Here is an 18556-nt window from a genome sequence, read left to right as displayed (position 1 = left end):
ATGACCTCATTGAATCCTTCCCTGTATGAAATGCTCACCGGCAATTTCTCTGGTGAGCTGGGCCTGAACCAGGTCAGTGAAGAGGACCAGGTGATCCTCTCGGTACTCGATAACATGCAGCGCATTCTTAACTGTCGGGCGGGCACGCTTAGCCATCTGCCTGATTATGGTTTGCCGGATATGAGCAAAATATTGCAGGGGATGCCCGGCACGGCGCATACGCTGATGACCACGCTTTCGCATACTTTGCTGAAATATGAGCCACGGCTGAAAAGCATCAGGGTTATTCTGCTGCCCGAGACTCAGCCCGGGCATTTGAACTATGCCATTGATGCCGAATTGAAAGGGGTAGGGCTGGTGCGCTACGGCACTGAGTTTGCGCCAGAGGGGCGAGTATTGGTTCGGCATCTAAAAAAACAACAGCGTATGGAATAAGGTAACTGAATGAGCGCATTATCATCAGGAAACAGCATCAAAACCGGTGGCGATCCACGTACTCTGGCGGAGTTCGCAACGCTGAAAGAGGAAATCGCCAAGCTGAGTCACCCGGCGCGCCCGGATGTACAATGGGGCAAGGTTGAACAACTCTGCATGACATTGTTCCGGCAAAATGGCGTGGAACTGCAAACGGTCGCGTGGTTTACGCTGGCACGCACGCAACGTTCTGGGTTGTCTGGTATCCATGAAGGGTTGCAGCTGATTGATGGGTTGCTCACGCACCAGTGGCCGGTCTTTTGGCCGCAACAAACCCACGCCAGGGTAGAGATTCTGGCATGGCTGGTTGCTCGCTTGCAGCAGGTGTTGCGCACGCAGGAATTCCAGTATGGCGATCTGGCACAGATTTACCGTATTGAAAAGGTGCTGGAGCATGTGTGCTACGTGTTACAACGCCTGGATCTGAAACATCTCAGCAAGCTGGATAACCTGCGCAGTCAGATGCATCACGCCGCACTGCGGCTGGAAAGCCTTGAGTCAGCCGCTACCGCAACCTCACAGGCGACTGAAATTCGGATTGAGCCGGAAGGCGCGTTCCAGCAGGAAAGTGCGGCATCACCGCCGTTGGTCTATATCATCAAAGAGTCAGCGCCGGTGCCGCCCCCTGCACCTACACCCCCTCCGGCACCATTACCTGCTCCCGAGCCGGAGCCTGAACCTACCCCCGCTCCCGTTCCCGCTCGCTGGAAGATGTGGCACGGTTTTTTGGCTGGGGTGATGCTCAGTATGCTGGTTGGGGCTGGCACCTGGTGGGGGATTACTTCTCTTCGGGTGTCTGGCACTGAACAGGTCTTGCAGAATATGGTCAGGCCGTTGCCCGTGTTGTTGGAGCCGGGGCAATTGGCAAAGCTTCAGCAAGCGGACCATCGTGCTGAATTGGCCAGGCTTGAAGATAATATGGCTCAAACCAGTAGTGAACAGCTGCTACGTTTGGAAACATTGTCTCCTCTCTGGGCGCTGAACTATGGCAACGTCCTGGTGCAACAGTTGCACGCACTTTGGCCTGCGAGCCCGCAGGTAAAACAGCTAGCGGAACAGTGGCATCAGCAGCGCGAAGCACAAGCGTTGCCAAAAAACGCGATGGAAGACTGGCATCAGGCGCAAACCCGCCTGCAACAGTTGGCGGACAAGCTGAATTCGCTGGACGAGCAGCGTGGTCGTTACATGACGGTTTCAGAACTGAAGTCGGTTGTGTTTGCCGTGCAACAGCCAATGAATCGCACGCCGCCGTTGGAAGAGCTCTTGCGCCAATTTGAAGAGCAACAGCGTGCGGGCAAAGTTTCGCCTGGACTGCAAACCCAGATCGACAGCAGGCTAACGCAGTTGTTGAATCGCTATGCTTTGTTGACTGCACCCGCTAAATAAAGACTTTCCCGTAGGCCACCCCTTTCAAGCGGACTGTCTCTTGATCAGATCTCCTGATCAAGAGACTTCGCCAGTTTATACCCTTCGACGATATCCTGAAGCTTGAACCATCCCTCCCACATCACTACCCATCCTGCTCGTCCCGTCCGTTTACTGTCATACCAACGCCCCAGCTTCGCCAGATTCAGGTACGCCCACTTCACACTCGGCGGCCTCTTCGGCAAGGTTTTACCTTCCTGTTTCACTCACAGCAACTTCCATTCAAGTGGACTCAGTACCCGTTCACAGCTTGCATTGAGCGTCTCTTCACTCAACCCGCCCTGGCGTAACGCCAACACCCGCACCGCTATAAAGCTCAGGATGACGATCATTCGCTCCAGATTATTTCGCGTTTGCATCCGTAGCTGTTCCACCTGCGTTCCACCGCTTTTCCACGCTTTATGGTATTCCTCTATCAGCCAGCGACGCTCGTAGTAACTGATAATCACCCGGGCTTCTTCCGCTGATGTGACTTTTTCTGATGTCAGAAGGTGCCAGCACGCTCCGTCTTCTCCTTCTTCACGACAGCAGATATACGTCAGTGGGACGGTATTTTCTTCTGACGTACTCCCCGGCATTTTGAGTTCGACCGAGCTATAGCGGATACTCATTTGTGCGTCACGAGCGGCACGTCCGCCTTTCTGGACCACATTCAGTCGATAACTGCCTGCTTCTGTTAGCGTTTCTGGCAACTCCAACAGCTTCTCATTATGTCCACTTAGCAACCGGTTCTGAGCGGCTCGAACGATGAAGCGCTGTTTGTTTTTCGTTTTATAATCAAGGTAATGCCAGATATCCGCTTCCCGGTCACAGACGGAGATAACGTGTGCTTGTGTGTCACCGAGACGCTGTGCCGTTCGTTCAGATGCCTGTTGCCATTTGTAACTCTCTTTCTCTTCATAAGGCACGTGTTTACGTTGGTGCTTTTTACCGTATTTGTTCGCTTCACGGCTCCAGCGATGCTGGTCGATGAGCCCCAAGAACAGTGCGTGCTCGGGAGCATAAAGCAGGACGGTGTGGGCTAACAGGCCATGCGTATTCTTGCTGGTTGTCGTATTTCCCAACTCGTCATACGCGGTGGTGTGAGCGAAGTTAATGGAGGTGGTGTCTTCCAAAGCAAGTAGCAGGGTGTGCGTCTTGGCGGCCATTGCTGTGGCGTTGAAGCCGGCCTCGGCAATGGCATCGGGTGAGACGTTGGGATTGCGGATCAGACGATAAGCCCCTTCAACTTCAGCGGTGGTTTGGGATGATTTCACAATAGAAAGTCCTGTATTTTTAGCCAACGAGGCAGTGAATTTGACGAGACGCTGAGTTCGCCGATAGTCGCCAAGTTGAGCGAGCCCAAAAGTGTCATTAGCCCATGAATAACAATCAGAAAGCACCATACTAAAAACCGAAGAAGAGGAGAATATAAAGAGAGATCAACAGACGGGGAGAAAGTTCAAAAACTCCCCGGCGTTTGTGCCGGGGAAATGTGTATAAGAGACAGTTCAAGCGGAAGGGGTGCGCGTCTTAATATTCCTCGGCTCTGCCAGCCAGTTTGCGCGTTTAATCCTTTCAATCTGACATTCACTGACCATCTGCCAGTTTCATCGGTTGTACCTGATAGCATCACCATTTTTAAGGCCACCAGAGTTTTTGCCGCTCAGGGTCTGACAATGACCGCTATAGTGGATAAGGTACTTTGACCCCGCAGGCACTCTGAATTGGAAAACACGCATGCATGTTTTACTGGATAGGCACATTACGGCGATGATAGTCGTTCTGTTATTTTCAGCGATCTCATTAGCAGTCAACGCAACCGAAAAGGTTATGCATATTCCTTTTCAGTTGGATGACACGTCTCTACCGGTAACCCAGGTTGACATCGACGGGAAACGCCAGACGTTTTCGATCGATACGGGGTCATCTATCGCTCTGCATTTATCGAAAGACCTTATGGCGCAACTGTCTGGGTTGATCATCGATCCTGAAAAAGAGCGCACCACAGACCTGACCGGCAAGATCTTTCTTAATGACCGATTCCACATTCCACAGCTTTCGATCAATGGCATGCTATTTAAGGATGTTAAAGGGGTGTCGTTAACCCCCTGGGGGATGGTTTTAATTCCCAATGGGCATATCCCTACGTCAATGGTCATTGGCTTGGACTTATTCAAGGGAAAGGCGGTGCTGATTGATTATAAAGGCCAGAATTTGTCAGTGGCTGATGATGTCCAAGCATTGAACGTTAACGTATCAGACGGTTGGCTTGCCTTGCCGCTACAGCTTACGCAAGAAGGCATTGTGGTCAATGTTTCGCAGCGTTTGCAGCGCTACAACATGGTGTTGGATACCGGTGCATCGGTATCGGTTTTTTGGAAAGATAGGCTTAAATCTTCATTTACTCGCCTCTCTTGCCAGACCGTGATGCTAGAAATGGACAATAAAGGGTGCGAGGCAACTGAGTTTAAACTTGACGGGTTGGGCACAGAAAATATCAAGCTGAATGCGGTACTGCTAGACGGAGCATTTGAGCATATGGAAACGGATGGTTTGATTGGCAATAATTTCTTCAAAAACTTCGTAGTCCTTATCGATTTCCCTGGCCAGAGATTACTGATTAAAGACAACCGTTCCCCAGAGTGAAGTTGAGGGGGATAATATTTGATAGCGGGCATTCATTGCGCTGAATTCCCCCGCTTTATATCGCGGGGGACTGCGGTGCTTACTCGTCAGCTAACATAAACATGCCGAACGGATGGATTTGCAGATAATAACTGTCCCCCGGTTCCGGTTGTAGTTGGGTGGCGTTAACCTGCAACAACAGTGACTGTTCGTGCCAATTCACCAGCACTTCATATTGCGGCCCCATATAGGCCACTTTGCTGATGGTGCAGCGTTGGCTGGGTTCCCCCTGCTGACTGAGAGTAATTGCTTCGGGGCGTACGCCGACCGTGCATTGCTGTAACCCAGAGGCAAAACCGTGCGGGCGTGGCACCTGATAGCCGAAGATCTCTACGCCGTTGCTGGTGACCGTAGCCGGGAATATATTGGCATCCCCCATAAAACCCGCCATAAAACGCGATGCAGGGTAGCGGTACAGCGTCTGCGGGGCGCCGATCTGCATGATTTCCCCTTTGTTCATCACCAGCACGCTGTCTGAAACGGCAAAGGCTTCGCTTTGATCGTGCGTGACATACAGAGAGGTGATATTGAACTGTTGCTGCAACTCGCGGATTTTCTCGCGCATGCTACGGCGCAGGTTAGCATCAAGGTTACTCAAAGGTTCATCGAACAGCAGTACTTTGGGTTTCAGGATCAGCGCTCGCGCCAAGGCTACACGCTGCTGCTGACCGCCGGAAATCTGATCGACATAGCGTTCTTCAAAACCTTCCAGATCGACCAGCATTAGCGCTTCACGTACCCGATCGCGGATTTCGGCCTTGGGGCGACCTAACATTTTCAAACCGTAACCGATATTATCCCCCAGCGACATATGCGGGAACAGCGCGTAGGACTGGAATACCATACAGATATCACGTTGCTGAATGGAGCGATCGGTCACGTCTTCGCCATCAATAAAGATCTGCCCGCTGCTGGGTTTTTCCAACCCGGCGACTAAACGCAATACCGTGGTTTTTCCGCAGCCGGAAGGGCCAAGCAGGGTGACCATATCTCCACGTGGGATCGCCAGACTCAAATCACCGATCACGGTGTTGTTGCCAAAGCGTTTGGCGACATTCCTCAGTTCAACAAAGGGTTTTTTATCTTGATTGTCAGACATGTTGTTCATCCTTATGTGCCGCGTATCAGGCAGCATTCCGGGCTTTGGAGCGCGCCACCCGCGCTTCTCCAACCAGGGCATCAAACAGGAAAATAATTGCCAGCATCACGACGATCAGAATCGAGCCATAGGCAATCGCTACGCCATATTCACCGTCCTCGACCCGGTTAAGGATGTAGGAGGTGGCGACACGAGTATCTGGCGTTACCAGGAAAATAATGGCGCTGACGGTGGTCATGGCGCGCACAAAGCTGTAAACCAGCGCCGAGAGGATCGCCGGGCGCAACAGTGGCAGCAGGATATACAGCACGGTGCGCAGTGAGCCGGCGCGCAGGCTGAGCGAAGCCTCATCCAGCGATTTGTCCAACTGCCCCAAACCGGCGATACCCGCACGGATCCCTACCGGCACGTTGCGCATCACCATGGAGATAATCACTATCGCTGCGGTACCCGTCAGGTAAACCGGCGCGCTGTTGAACGCCAGAATGTAGGAAACCCCGGCGACGGTACCCGGCACTGCGAAGCACAGCATAGTGCTGAACTCGATGACCTTTTTGCCACGGAACTGTTGGCGCACCACGATGTAGGCAATCAGCAGACCAAAGATGGCGGTAATCGGGGCGGCAATCCCGGCATACAGCAAGGTATCGAGCAGAGAAGGCCATGCGCCATCGCTGAATCCTTGGCCGAACAGCTTGCTGAAGTTGTCCAGCGTCAGGGTGTAATCCACCCCCCAGTTGACGGTAAAGCTGCCGTAGAAAATGCTGCCGTACAGCAACAGGTTGAAGGCGATCCAGACATACAGCATCAGTGAAACGCCCCACACCAGCAGATTTGGCAAAGGCTGCACGTCGCCATGGTTCGATTTGCCGGAAATGGTCACGTAGGAGCGTTTACCGATCCACATATACTGCACACAGAACACCAACAATGAGAACAACAGTAAGATCACCCCCAAGGTACTGGCGGCCTGATAATCAAGCTGTGCGCCGGTAATGTAGAAGTAGATCTGCGTCGCCAGCACGTCGAAGTTGCCGCCCAGCACCAACGGGTTGCTGAAGTCAGCCAGCGATTGGACGATAACGATCAGGAACGAGTTGGCCAGCGCGGGTTTCAACAGTGGCAAGAAGACCTGTGTGAAGGTCTGAAAACGGTTGGCACGCAGCGTGTAAGAGGCTTCCTCCAGCGAAGGGTGAATGGTCTTGATGGCACCGTCGAGGATCATAAATGACATTGGCGTAAAGGCCAGCACCTGCGCCAGCCAGATACCGGTAAAGCCATACAGCCAGTTGGTATTGGTCAGGCCGAACCAGGTAACCATAAACTCGGTAATGTAGCCGGACCGCCCCATCATCAGGGTAACGCCTAATCCGACGACAAAGGGCGGCGTGACGATCGGCAGGATCGAAAAGATGCGGCCAATCAGCGCAGAACGGCGGGCAATGCGCGTGGTATAAATCGCCAGCACCATACCGAAGAAGGTACAACCCATTCCCACCGCAGCAGATAACAGGAAGGAGTTCCAGATCACTTGCAGGATATGGGCTTGCCCGAGAACCTGCATAAATCCCAATGGAGCGAAGGCACCGGCTTCATCGGTGAACATCGGGATAAAAATGGCGATGCTGGGGTAAATGATAAACAGGGTGATGAGCGCAATCACCGCCACCAGTGAGCCCAGCACGAAACGATCTCCCCCCAGCCACTCCAGCCTGGAAAGCGCCAGGGTGATCACAGCACCCAACGCCAGCAGGAGTGGCAGCGTGGCGAATCCCATACCGGTGCCGGTTAAGGCGGCAGTGATAAATACCAGCCCCCCGCAGGCCAGCGCGTAGCCGGCGTCAAACAGGTGGCGGGTGCGCTGCTCGCGGCCAGCGGTAAGTGCCCGGCGCAAAATCAGCAGCAGCGGTGCGGCAAACCACACCAACGCCAGGCCGCTATGCGACCATCCATAAGCGGCCAGCAGTTCTTCACGTGTGGCCTCCAGCAGTCCGTAGTCCAGGCTGTAAGAGGGCAGCAGGGCAAAACCGGCCAGTGCCAGCAGCAGCCAGTAGAAAATAGGATCCCGTCCCTGCGCAGCGCGCAAGGTAATGGCTTCAGACATGATATTCCCCGGATTAACTAAAATGAGACGGGCGTGGTGATAAACACGCCCGATCTGGGTAGCACTGGGTTAGTTGCCCATCTTCACGTCACTCACCCACTTGGAAATCAGTTTCTTACGCATATCGGATGCTCCATAGGTATCCATGTCGTAATCGATCAGTTTCAATTGATCCAATTTCAGCGAGTTAGGTGAGGTTTCTGCCGTGGTATTGGTCAGAATCTGGTAAGACTGGCCTTTCTTCCAGGAGAGCTCCTGGGCTTCTTTAGATAGCGCCCAGTCAACGAACAGTTTGGCATTTTCCATATTGCGGGCATTCTTGATGATACTGATGCCACCAATTTCATAGCCGGAGCCTTCGCAAGGTGAAACCAGCGTTAACGGGGCACCTTTCTCTTGTTCCAGTGAATAGTCATGCAGGAAGCCAATGCCGATGGCGATTTCTCCGCGTGCGGCGTTGCGAGCCGGGGCGATGCCGGATTTAGTGTACTGCGAGATATTGCTGTTAAGCTGCTTCAGGTAATCAAAGGCTGCATCTTCACCCCATAGTTGAGTAAAGGTGGCCAGCGCGGTGTAGGCCGTGCCGGAGCTTTGCGGGTCGGCGATCTGGATCTCCCCTTTGTAGATCGGGTTGGTCAAATCTTTCCAGCATTTAGGCACCGGCAGATTCTTTTCTTTCAGGCGTTGGTTGTTGACACCAAAACCGAGGATGCCGATATAGACCGCCGAGGAGTAGTTGCCTTTACGCTTGGCCGGATCGCGGAACTGCGGCATGATTTGTGCCAGATTTGGAGAAGCGTAAGGCTCCAGCAAATCCATTTCACCCGCTTGCGATTGGGGATCCAGCGTGCCGCCGTACCAGACATCGGCCTGCGGATTCTTTTTCTCCGCTTCCAGCTTGGCCAGTGTGCTGCCGGAACCATTGCGGATAAAGCTGGTTTTGACGCTGTATTTTTCCCCGAAGGCTTTAGCTTCCTCTTCACACATGGCGTTAGTGGCGCTGCAATAGATTACCAGGCGTCCTTCAGCCCGTGCGGTTCCTGCCAGCGTAGCCAGTGCCAGAGCGGTGGCCAAGAGGGTATTCAAAGGTGTTAATTTCATCATGATGTCCTTTTTGTTTTTGTAGGGTAAAACGAACTCATTCGCTCCCCCTCTTTTTTGCTGTCTCTTATACACATTTCCCCGGCGCAAACGCCGGGGAGTTTTTGAACTTTCTCCCCGCCTGTTGATCTCTCTTTATATTCTCCTCTTCTTCGGTTTTTAGTATGGTGCTTTCTGATTGTTATTCATGGGCTAATGACACTTTTGGGCTCGCTCAACTTGGCGACTATCGGCGAACTCAGCGTCTCGTCAAATTCACTGCCTCGTTGGCTAAAAATACAGGACTTTCTATTGTGAAATCATCCCAAACCACCGCTGAAGTTGAAGGGGCTTATCGTCTGATCCGCAATCCCAACGTCTCACCCGATGCCATTGCCGAGGCCGGCTTCAACGCCACAGCAATGGCCGCCAAGACGCACACTCTGCTACTTGCTTTGGAAGACACCACCTCCATTAACTTCGCTCACACCACCGCGTATGACGAGTTGGGAAATACGACAACCAGCAAGAATACGCATGGCCTGTTAGCCCACACCGTCCTGCTTTATGCTCCCGAGCACGCACTGTTCTTGGGGCTCATCGACCAGCATCGCTGGAGCCGTGAAGCGAACAAATACGGTAAAAAGCACCAACGTAAACACGTGCCTTATGAAGAGAAAGAGAGTTACAAATGGCAACAGGCATCTGAACGAACGGCACAGCGTCTCGGTGACACACAAGCACACGTTATCTCCGTCTGTGACCGGGAAGCGGATATCTGGCATTACCTTGATTATAAAACGAAAAATAAACAGCGCTTCATCGTTCGAGCAGCTCAGAACCGGTTGCTAAGTGGACACAATGAGAAGCTGTTGGAGTTGCCAGAAACGCTAACAGAAGCAGGCAGTTATCGACTGAATGTGGTCCAGAAAGGCGGACGTGCTGCGCGTGAGGCACAAATGAGTATCCGCTATAGCTCGGTCGAACTCAAAATGCCGGGGAGTACGTCAGAAGAAAATACCGTCCCACTGACGTATATCTGCTGTCGTGAAGAAGGAGAAGACGGAGCGTGCTGGCACCTTCTGACATCAGAAAAAGTCACATCAGCGGAAGAAGCCCGGGTGATTATCAGTTACTACGAGCGTCGCTGGCTGATAGAGGAATACCATAAAGCGTGGAAAAGCGGTGGAACGCAGGTGGAACAGCTACGGATGCAAACGCGAAATAATCTGGAGCGAATGATCGTCATCCTGAGCTTTATAGCGGTGCGGGTGTTGTCGTTACGCCAGGGCGGGTTGAGTGAAGAGACGCTCAATGCAAGCTGTGAACGGGTACTGAGTCCACTTGAATGGAAGTTGCTGTGGGTGAAACAGGAAGGTAAAACGTTGCCGAAGAGGCCGCCGAGTGTGAAGTGGGCGTACCTGAATCTGGCGAAGCTGGGGCGTTGGTATGACAGTAAACGGACGGGACGAGCAGGATGGGTAGTGATGTGGGAGGGATGGTTCAAGCTTCAGGATATCGTCGAAGGGTATAAACTGGCGAAGTCTCTTGATCAGGAGATCTGATCAAGAGACAGTCTTTTTTGAGGGGAGAGTGAGGGGGTACAGAAATCACCGGATCAAAGGCCTCATCCCTGCGCATCAGCTAAAACAGGCTGCCGTTATTGCCGCATTTGCCCTGCCATCAGCATCGGCATTAACAGCAGGCCTACGCAGGTGGCGGCCAGCGCCAGCACGGCAAAGAAACCGTACCAGCCGTAATGCTGTAACACCTGAGCGAGCGGCCAACCGGCCAACGCTGCGCCCAGATAGGCAAACAGGCCGAGAAAGCCGGTTACGGTGCCTGCCGCATCTTTATGGCAGTGCTCCGTAGCCGCCAAACCAATCAACATCTGTGGCCCGAACACAAAAAAACCAAGGCTGAAAAAGCAAGCGGAAAGCAATCCGTAGTGGTGTAACGGGGCCAGCCATAAGGCGGTCATCGCCAGAAACAATCCACAAGAGAACAGCAGGATCATCGGCGCACGCAGGCCGCGAAACAGCAAATCCGATCCCCAACCGGCAAACAGAGCGCCAAATAACCCGCCCAATTCAAACAGCGATAAGGTGGCATTGGCCTTCATCAGATTCACGCCATGGCTTTCTGCCAGCCAGATATTGCCCCAGTCATTCAGCGCAATGCGTATCAAGTACACCAAGATGTAGGAGACACCGAGCAACCAGATGGTCGGGTTACGTAAAATGGTGTCATACAGCATCTGCCGCATCGGCATTGGTGGGCTTTGCTGCTCTTGCCAAAGCTCCAGCGGATCGCGCCGCCAACTGCCAACGCTCGGTAATCCCTGTTGCTGTGGTTTGCCACACAACTGCCAGCACAGCTATAAACCAATCAGCATGCCGATCACCCCTGGCAGCAACAGGGCTGATTGCCAACCGTAGTTCGAGGCCATAAAAGCAGACAGCAATGGCACCACGGCACCTCCCAGGCTGATCGAGGTATTCCAGGTTCCCCACCAGAAGCCACGCTCGTTACGCGAGTACCAACTGGTGAGTAATTTGGCACAGGGTGGCCATCCCCAGCCTTGAAAGAAACCGTTTAAGGTCCACACCAGCAACAGCGCCGTCAGTGAATGGCAAAAGGCGAACAGAATGTTCAAAAGCCCGGTGATGAACAGCCCCACGCCCATAAACCACCGTGCCTGGCTGCGATCGCTGACCATGCCAGAAACAAACTTCGAACCACCATAAGCCAGATAAAACAGCGTGCCCAACAGGCCGATATCACCTTTGTCCAGATTCAGTTCGAGCTGCATCACCGGCATGGCGTAGCTGACACTTTTACGCGTCAGGTAAAACGCGCCATAGCCGACGATCATCGAAAACATCAGGCGTGGCCGCCAATATCGATAGCGGGCACTGATTTGTTCTGCAGTTAACGTGGCCGATGTCATAGGTTCCTCTGGACAATGGACGCAGTGTAAAGAGTGAATAACGGGAATGGATGAGACAAGGTTGTAGAGGCCTAAGACTTATTCCTAGTCAGGAGAGGGTTTCGTTCAATTTTGTGGGTAAGTTAACAATTACGCGGGTACCGTTGCCGCGTTGAAGCAACCAATCCCCGCCGAGAGCACGTACCCGCTCTTCAATACCGAGCAGGCCAAACCCGCTGTTGGCTTGAGGCGGCATGCCCTGGCCGTTATCACGTATTTCGAGCGTGATCATCCGGTCGCTTTGGGTTAAGCGCAGGCGAACATAGCTCGCACAGGCGTGCTTGCTGATGTTATTGAGCGACTCCTGCGCCACGCGATAAAGCGTGAATATCAGTGTTTTGTCGGTTGGGGGCTCAGGCAATTGATAGTCGAGGTAAAAATCAATTCCTTGTTCGGCAAAGGCAAACTCATTGGCCAAGTGGCTTAGCGCTTTGTCGAATGCCATCTCTTCCAATACCGGTGGGCGTAATTGCCGTAACAGCGTGCGAGTGGTGTGGTGGATACGTTGTGAAAGGGTGTCGATTAGCTCCGCGGCCAGACGGGTTGCCGGAGCGGTGGCGCTACGGTTAACCAGCATCGCCTGGATCTGTATAGCGGTAATATTCTGGCCGATCTCATCATGTAATTCGCGGGCGATGCCCTTGCGGGTTTCTTCCTCGGTAGCAACGAGCCGTTCCATCAGATGCCGTTTGGCCGCCAGTTCGCGTTCCAGCTGTTGACGGTAGCGCTGTAACTTTTGCGCCAGTTGCTGCTGGCGGCTGATGGCGATGCCTAAACCAATCCCCAATAGCGCTTGGGTTGAAAGGAACAACTCCAATTCGCGCAGATCTTGAAAGGCGCCGCCCGCCTGGCGGGTGAGGGTAATCAGTATGCTGCCAAACAGAGCCGCCAAGACGCCACCTTGCCAACCAAACAGATAGGCCATCAGTACGTTAGGCAGGAAGATGAAAATCAGTAGCAGACGCTCCATTTCTGGTGCGATGGCCACTTGTGCACAAATACCCATAGTGAAAAACAGCGAACACCACAGTAGTAGAGAGGTACGGATCTGTGGAGTGAGGGGATGGGGGGCTGGCATGGTGGTAACCAACTGCTGTTTTAGATAGGTGTGAATCAGATAGATAAAAGGCACCAGCAGTACGCCACCGGTAAAAGAGGTCAGCAATGTCTGGCTGAGCGGGGCGGCCATCCAGGGGCCAGCCAGCAGCCCATATAACAGCGTATTGGTACTAATGGCGGCCAGTAACAGCGATAGCCGTTGCCAGTATTGGTGATAACGGTACCAAAGCCGCTGAGTACACCAGGCGGGTAGCAGGCTTAACCAAGGCAAGGCCAGCATCAGGTGGGCGTTCAACAGCTGCTGGTTATTTAGCCACAGCAGTATCGCCCCTTCTGCCACTAACAGTGTCAGCCAGTAGCGGCGAGGCAGCAGGATTAATAATGCCAGCCGTAGCCCCTGAGGTAACAGCAGCGTGGCTTGCAGGCTGTCTTGGGTAAGATGCAGACTGATGGTCCACAGTGCTAGCCAACTGAGGGAAAAAAACAGCACCAGAAATAAGGAAAGCGCTAGGCGGCGTAGGATCAACGGCACCGGCTAGCTCCCGGTAAGCAACTGATGCTGCAAGGCGAAGTGCACTAACTCGATGGTTGTGGTGCACTGTAGTTTACCGAGAATATTGGCACGATGTACCTGCACTGTTTTGTGGCTTAAGGTTAACTGTTGAGCGATGGTTTTAACGCTCATGCCATTGACCAGTAAGTCGAAGATTTCTTTCTCGCGTGGGGTGAGCACCTGTAGCTCTTTCGGCGGTTGCTGCGTGTGACGCAGGGCGCGAACTGCCCGGTAATGCGAATATCGCTCTCCAGCGACAGTAATTGGGCAAATCCAGAACGAACCACCACGTGGTCATCGATCAGAGCAACGTTAATCATAAGCCTGTAACAAATTATGTAGTTTGCTGCATCATGCGCAGGAAAAGGCTTGGGGGCAACCATTGCGCTGCAAAATGGAAGGGAGTTAACAATTCAGCCTTGTAATGGTCCGCAGTTAAGGGAGAATTCAGGGACGACTCGCGTTTTTGGTGCCTGATAGAACAGTTATCGGCATTCAGCGTGATAATGTGGAATACGCTGATATAAAAAAACGCCACGGACTTTGTCAGAAATCCATGGCGCTAGTTTGGCTATTTCGACTGGAAAACAGATATCTGCGATAAGACGCAAGGTGTCTGTCTTCTGGTCGGCCTTGCGTCGTGTTCAAAATGCAAAAAGCCCGCTTAGTTGCCTAAGCGGGCTTTTCTAATTTGGCTCCTCTGACTGGACTCGAACCAGTGACATACGGATTAACAGTCCGCCGTTCTACCGACTGAACTACAGAGGAATCGTGTGAACGGGGCGCATCATATCCAGCCACTCAGGGTGTGTCAACGCTAAATTGCTCGTAACGGTGTGACTGCTCATCATCTGAGCAAGCTCAGTGGGGGTGGGTCTCGCTATCGGTATATCCGCGTTGCAAACGTGCCAGCGTGTCTTGTTTATAGAAGCGGCGGAAGTGGTCATAGATGGCCGGAAAACGGTTTGCCAGCAGCTCTGGCGCGCTAAAGAAATACTCAGACAGCACTGCAAAACACTCTGCCGGATCGCTGGCAGCATAGGCATCCATGCTGGCGGCTTCTTCGCCAACCATATCTATCTCATCTTGCAGATTTTCCATTGCCGCATGCAGGTCATATTCCCAAGCAGCAATCTCACGCAGAGGAATAGGCGGTATACCCGTTGTGGTGCCGCCATTGCGCATATCCAGTTTATGCACGGCTTCATGAATAATCAGGTTGAAACCTGAAAGATCGAAAGAGTCCTGCACGTCCAGCCAGTTCAGCACGATAGGCCCCTGTTCCCAACTCTGCCCCGATTGCACGACTGGCCCGGAATGCACCAGACCTAGGTCATCCTGCCACTCATCCTCCACGATAAAAGGGGTGGGATAAAGCAGGATCTCATTAAAACCGTCCAGGCATTCCGCCCCCAGTTCCATCACCGGCAAAGCAAACAGCAAGGCAATACGCGCCTGCATCAAAGGCGTCAATTCCAGCCCTTGCAGCGGCACAATACGTTTGTTTTGCAAGATCTGACTTGCGACGGCAACCAAACGCCGCTGCTCATCTTCATCTAAAGGGGAGAGCAGGGGAATATCCAGTGCTTCCTGCCACTGGGCAAATGTTTCCGCTTGCGGTTGATGCGCTTTCCACGGCCATTTAATCATCGCATTGCTCGTAAAAGTCACTGGAAATTAGGCTGGGGCTGACTCTGCCAAGATGCCGCAAACAGGGGGCACGGTAGCAGGCACTGTACGGAGAGATACGGGAGCTCCCCACCATTATTCAATCACTTACAATCAAGTTTGTCTGTGACCAACGTCCCGAAGAAAGCAGCCCAAAGCCTGAGCATACAAGACAAGTGCTGATACTGACTCTGCTTGACGATTCTGAGTGAGCGTAACAGCCGCAGTGAATGGGTGGCAAGAGGTATGGAGATCCCCGCAGCAGAGCGGGGATCGGCATGCGTTACTTCGTTGTATTCTCTGCTTTCAGAATTTTATGTATCTCATCCTTGATATGCAGTTTTTCCTTTTTTAGCTTAACGACTTCATCACAGTATCCGGTGCCAGAAGGCCCTTCTAATCTGGAGATTTGATGGTCAAGCTGATTGTGTTTTTCAAACAACGACTGGAAGCGGGGATGGCTTGATTTGAGTTGCGATATTAATTCACGGTATTCAGGAAACATACTCAAGCTCCTTTGAGTAGAACTGTACACTGGAGGTTTCTCCGCCTTAACCTTAGCGCACTCCAGATTTTTTTGGAATGGCACTACTGAGCAAAAGGCTATTGTATGATTTTTATGCCAAGAGCCATGGCTCTTGGCGCATGGCCTGGTTGCCGTATCAAGGAGTGATATTTACTATTAATTATCATTGGGTTATTGATGTGTTATCGATCTCATCCGCAGAGCATATTACTTTTCAAACCGGAAATCCCCGCTAAAAATCAGCAGTAGACTCTGCAATGGAGCTTATTTTAAAACCAATATAGCGAAATAAATCTATTTTTAGTTTTTCTCAAAACTGAGTTTTTTGCCAGATTCCCGTACCTAACGTTGCTGGGGAAAACTCGACATGTTTACCCTGCCAGGCGAAGGCTTGCGGCAATCGCCACGCACGGGCCACATCAAAACGCCAGTAACGTTCGGCCCCTTCCACACCTATCTTCCCCGGCTGCCATAGGATCTGGGTTTCTCCTTGCAGGTGCAAAATATCCCCTTGTTCGAAGTCGATAAACAGCAGTGCTGCACGCGGTTGCACCAGCAAATTTCCCAGCGTATTCATATAACGATTGCCACGAAAATCCGGTATCCACAGGGTTTCACCATCAAGATGGATAAACCCCGGTTTGCCACCGCGGTGCGAAATATCCACTCCACCTTGTGGTGAATCGTTCTGTGCATAGCTGGCAACAAAACAGGTATCAGCCTGTTGGATCATTTTGCGCGCCTGGTGATCCAATTCGCTGAGCATATTCATCGGCGACGGGCCAGGGAGCACCGGGAAAAGTTCACGCCGCTGAATGTATTGCGGGCAGTTACCAAAGCTTTGATGCACTTCAATCTCAACGCGATTTTTGTCCATACGGCTGATCGTGCCGTTAACGCGGTTACGCCGTCGGTTACTGAAATCGAGCCCCAATGCCCCTACGGGATGGCCCACTTGCAGCGCGGCTTGCGCCGGGTCATCTAACCGGCGGGGTGAGATAATACGCAGATGTGTATCATCAGGCGTTCGCAGGAACCCGGCAAAGCCGCTGAACACGGTTGCAACTGGCCAATGGTGTTTATCCAGCGTCGCAACAAACAGGTAAGGCAGTTGAGCAAAAAATTCACGATGCTGAGTGGGCATTGCTGAGTAAATACTGCCGCTGACAGCGTCAAAACCTGCCAGCGCCTGTGCCCGTAATTCACCGGCGTGAAATAGAGATTGCGTCATTTGCTTGGCCTGTTAGCCGGTTCTGGCAAAGGTAATGCCGGCATGGGGAAGAACCTTGGTAACCCGGCAATCTGTCGTATCCAGCGTTGGATCGCGGGGTAAGGCTCCAGAGAAACACCGCCTTCCGGTGCTACCGCCACATAGCTGTAACAAGCCAGATCGGCTATGGTGGGTTGATGGGTGGCCAAAAACTCGCTGTGGGTAAGGTGTTGTTCCAACTGTGGCAAAAAGCGTTCGCTAATGGTGAGTGCGCTCTGGTAATCCTCTGCGACAGAGAACTGTTTTACCATTCGGCAGGATGCGGGGCCGTAACGCACTTCTCCTGCGGCTTTGCCAAGCCAGAGTTGCACCTGAGCGGCCGCCCAAGGCTCTTCCGGCAACCAGTGGCTGCCGGGCGCATAACGCTTTACCAGATAAACCAATATGGCATTACTGTCGGTGAGCACTTTATCGCCATCAAGCAATACCGGGATCTGGCCAAAAGGATTGAGGCGGAGAAAAGCATCGCTAGAGCGGATCTCTGCGGGAGCCTGACAATATTTGTAAGGTAGATCGAGCATACGCAGCAACAGTTCTACACGGTGGCAATGGCCGGATATGGGTAGGCCGTACAACTTCAGTTTTTGCATGATATTTCTCCTGTTTGATGTGCAACCAGAATACTCTTGCGCTACCTGAAGAGAATCCGGGAAGATGGAAATTGATAATTTCATATATTGGAATAATTCATGGACCGTTTAGATGAGATTGGCAATCTTTGTGGCAGTGATCCAGCACGGCAGTTTGGCCGGAGCGGCTCGCAAGTTGCACCGTTCCGCATCGGCGATCACCAGGGCGATTGCTTCATTGGAGCAGCGCTTTGGGGCGCGATTGGTGGAGCGTACGACTCGGCGTTTGGCACCGACCGAGGCGGGGTTAAGGCTGGTGGAGCGTGCTCGCATATTGTTGCAGGACTATCAGGATGCGCTGATTGGCACCACAGAAACACAGTTGACCGGTTTGCTACGTATCACCGCCCCGGTGCAGTTCGGGCGTAAGCATGTTGCGCCGGTCGTGATGGCGTTTCTTGAACGTTACCCGCAGATTCAGATCGAGATGCAACTTAACGACCGTAATCTGGACCTGGTGGATGAAGGGTTAGACGTTGCGGTGCGCATCGGTTATTTGCAAGACTCCAGCAAAGTTGCACGCAAGTTGGGTGAGGTAACGCGTGTGACGGTGGCTAGCCCGGCGTATTTGGCACAGCGCGGAGCCCCCCAGGTGCCTGCGGAGTTAGCGGATCATGACACTATCGTAGGTACCTTGCACACGACAATGCGTGAATGGCGTTTTGGGCTGCGGGAAAACAGTGAACGAGTGCGGCTGACGCCACGGTTATTGTTAAACGAAGTCGAAACACAGTTATTGGCGGTGCGGGCAGGTAAGGGGATTGCCCGGCTATTGTCTTATCAGGTAGCGGACGATCTGGCAGCTGGCACGCTGGTACGGTTACTGGCGGCATACGAACCTGCACCGATGCCGGTACAACTGGTGGCGAATAACGTGCAATGGATGCCGTTGAAGGTTCGTACCTTTTGGGATTATGCCTACCAACATCTCAGTCAATTAACGCAACTTCGACCACAGCATTTTTAATCAGAGTTTATTTTCGTGTTTCATGGATGAAACGAAAAATAAAGGC

The 18556-nt window shown here is 52.6% G+C and carries 12 protein-coding genes, 1 tRNA gene and 4 pseudogenes; 5 read left to right on the top strand and 12 right to left on the bottom strand.

Annotation, left to right across the window (positions count from 1 at the left end):
* Window positions 1-435: a type VI secretion system baseplate subunit TssE gene (gene tssE / locus ACX1CU_RS14800; RefSeq protein WP_459399043.1), complete on the top strand. Its 435-nt coding sequence runs from the start codon at window positions 1-3 to the stop codon at window positions 433-435.
* 9 nt (window positions 436-444) lie between these two features.
* A complete protein-coding gene (locus tag ACX1CU_RS14795; RefSeq protein WP_459399042.1) occupies window positions 445-1860 on the top strand; it encodes a VasL domain-containing protein in 1416 nt (471 codons plus the stop codon).
* A 44-nt stretch (window positions 1861-1904) separates the two neighbouring features.
* Here the strand turns inward: ACX1CU_RS14795 and ACX1CU_RS14790 are convergent.
* Window positions 1905-3284: pseudogene (locus ACX1CU_RS14790) on the bottom strand (IS4 family transposase).
* 334 nt (window positions 3285-3618) lie between these two features.
* Here ACX1CU_RS14790 and ACX1CU_RS14785 point away from each other — a divergent pair.
* A complete protein-coding gene (locus tag ACX1CU_RS14785; RefSeq protein ID WP_459399041.1) occupies window positions 3619-4527 on the top strand; it encodes a pepsin/retropepsin-like aspartic protease family protein in 909 nt (302 codons plus the stop codon).
* 79 nt (window positions 4528-4606) lie between these two features.
* Here ACX1CU_RS14785 and fbpC read toward each other — a convergent pair whose 3' ends face one another.
* The 3 genes from fbpC to ACX1CU_RS14770 form a co-directional block, all read right to left on the bottom strand.
* Entirely contained in the window at window positions 4607-5665 is a 1059-nt protein-coding gene (gene fbpC / locus ACX1CU_RS14780; RefSeq protein WP_459399040.1) for a ferric ABC transporter ATP-binding protein, read from the bottom strand.
* A gap of 25 nt (window positions 5666-5690) precedes the next feature.
* Window positions 5691-7769: an ABC transporter permease gene (locus ACX1CU_RS14775; protein ID WP_459399039.1), complete on the bottom strand. Its 2079-nt coding sequence runs from the start codon at window positions 7767-7769 to the stop codon at window positions 5691-5693.
* A 69-nt stretch (window positions 7770-7838) separates the two neighbouring features.
* Entirely contained in the window at window positions 7839-8870 is a 1032-nt protein-coding gene (locus ACX1CU_RS14770) for an ABC transporter substrate-binding protein (protein ID WP_459402821.1), read from the bottom strand.
* Between the two features lie 164 nt (window positions 8871-9034).
* Here ACX1CU_RS14770 and ACX1CU_RS14765 point away from each other — a divergent pair, with 164 nt between their 5' ends.
* Window positions 9035-10414: an IS4 family transposase gene (locus ACX1CU_RS14765; protein WP_459399038.1), complete on the top strand. Its 1380-nt coding sequence runs from the start codon at window positions 9035-9037 to the stop codon at window positions 10412-10414.
* A gap of 95 nt (window positions 10415-10509) precedes the next feature.
* Here the strand turns inward: ACX1CU_RS14765 and uhpC are convergent.
* The 8 genes and pseudogenes from uhpC to ACX1CU_RS14725 form a co-directional block, all read right to left on the bottom strand.
* Window positions 10510-11799 (bottom strand): annotated as a pseudogene (uhpC, locus tag ACX1CU_RS14760) (MFS transporter family glucose-6-phosphate receptor UhpC).
* An 88-nt stretch (window positions 11800-11887) separates the two neighbouring features.
* A complete protein-coding gene (locus ACX1CU_RS14755) occupies window positions 11888-13429 on the bottom strand; it encodes an MASE1 domain-containing sensor histidine kinase (RefSeq protein ID WP_459399037.1) in 1542 nt (513 codons plus the stop codon).
* 3 nt (window positions 13430-13432) lie between these two features.
* A pseudogene (locus tag ACX1CU_RS14750) lies at window positions 13433-13770 on the bottom strand (response regulator transcription factor).
* 372 nt (window positions 13771-14142) lie between these two features.
* Window positions 14143-14218: transfer RNA gene (locus tag ACX1CU_RS14745), tRNA-Asn, on the bottom strand.
* Between the two features lie 93 nt (window positions 14219-14311).
* Window positions 14312-15100, bottom strand: coding sequence for a DgsA anti-repressor MtfA (gene mtfA, locus ACX1CU_RS14740; RefSeq protein WP_459399036.1), 789 nt, complete (start codon window positions 15098-15100; stop codon window positions 14312-14314).
* Window positions 15101-15401: 301 nt separating this feature from the next.
* The gene (locus tag ACX1CU_RS14735; RefSeq protein WP_459399035.1) at window positions 15402-15623 is read right to left on the bottom strand and encodes a YdcH family protein; all 222 of its coding nucleotides are present in this window, start codon (window positions 15621-15623) and stop codon (window positions 15402-15404) included.
* Between the two features lie 331 nt (window positions 15624-15954).
* Window positions 15955-16875 (bottom strand): pyridoxamine 5'-phosphate oxidase family protein, encoded by a 921-nt coding sequence (locus ACX1CU_RS14730; protein WP_459399034.1) that lies wholly within the window; start codon window positions 16873-16875, stop codon window positions 15955-15957.
* Window positions 16872-17504, bottom strand: a complete 633-nt coding sequence (locus tag ACX1CU_RS14725; protein WP_459399033.1) for a glutathione S-transferase — start codon at window positions 17502-17504, stop codon at window positions 16872-16874. The genes ACX1CU_RS14730 and ACX1CU_RS14725 overlap by 4 nt, the downstream gene beginning before the upstream one ends.
* A gap of 99 nt (window positions 17505-17603) precedes the next feature.
* Here ACX1CU_RS14725 and ACX1CU_RS14720 point away from each other — a divergent pair.
* Window positions 17604-18510: pseudogene (locus tag ACX1CU_RS14720) on the top strand (LysR family transcriptional regulator).
* Window positions 18511-18556: the final 46 nt, after the last annotated feature.

The sequence above is a fragment of the Serratia sp. D1N4 genome (assembly GCF_054552755.1).
The sequence above is the reverse complement of the archived record's forward strand: the minus strand, read 5'-3'. Positions and strand labels throughout refer to the sequence as shown.

Excerpts from the sequence above, each read along its gene's own strand:
- mtfA (WP_459399036.1), bottom strand. The coding sequence starts at position 15,100 with ATGATTAAATGGCCGTGGAAAGCGCATCAACCGCAAGCGGAAACATTT.
- ACX1CU_RS14785 (WP_459399041.1), top strand. The coding sequence starts at position 3,619 with ATGCATGTTTTACTGGATAGGCACATTACGGCGATGATAGTCGTTCTG.
- ACX1CU_RS14725 (WP_459399033.1), bottom strand. The coding sequence starts at position 17,504 with ATGCAAAAACTGAAGTTGTACGGCCTACCCATATCCGGCCATTGCCAC.
- tssE (WP_459399043.1), top strand. The coding sequence starts at position 1 with ATGACCTCATTGAATCCTTCCCTGTATGAAATGCTCACCGGCAATTTC.
- fbpC (WP_459399040.1), bottom strand. The coding sequence starts at position 5,665 with ATGTCTGACAATCAAGATAAAAAACCCTTTGTTGAACTGAGGAATGTC.
- ACX1CU_RS14765 (WP_459399038.1), top strand. The coding sequence starts at position 9,035 with ATGGTGCTTTCTGATTGTTATTCATGGGCTAATGACACTTTTGGGCTC.
- ACX1CU_RS14735 (WP_459399035.1), bottom strand. The coding sequence starts at position 15,623 with ATGTTTCCTGAATACCGTGAATTAATATCGCAACTCAAATCAAGCCAT.
- ACX1CU_RS14770 (WP_459402821.1), bottom strand. The coding sequence starts at position 8,870 with ATGAAATTAACACCTTTGAATACCCTCTTGGCCACCGCTCTGGCACTG.
- ACX1CU_RS14730 (WP_459399034.1), bottom strand. The coding sequence starts at position 16,875 with ATGACGCAATCTCTATTTCACGCCGGTGAATTACGGGCACAGGCGCTG.
- ACX1CU_RS14775 (WP_459399039.1), bottom strand. The coding sequence starts at position 7,769 with ATGTCTGAAGCCATTACCTTGCGCGCTGCGCAGGGACGGGATCCTATT.
- ACX1CU_RS14795 (WP_459399042.1), top strand. The coding sequence starts at position 445 with ATGAGCGCATTATCATCAGGAAACAGCATCAAAACCGGTGGCGATCCA.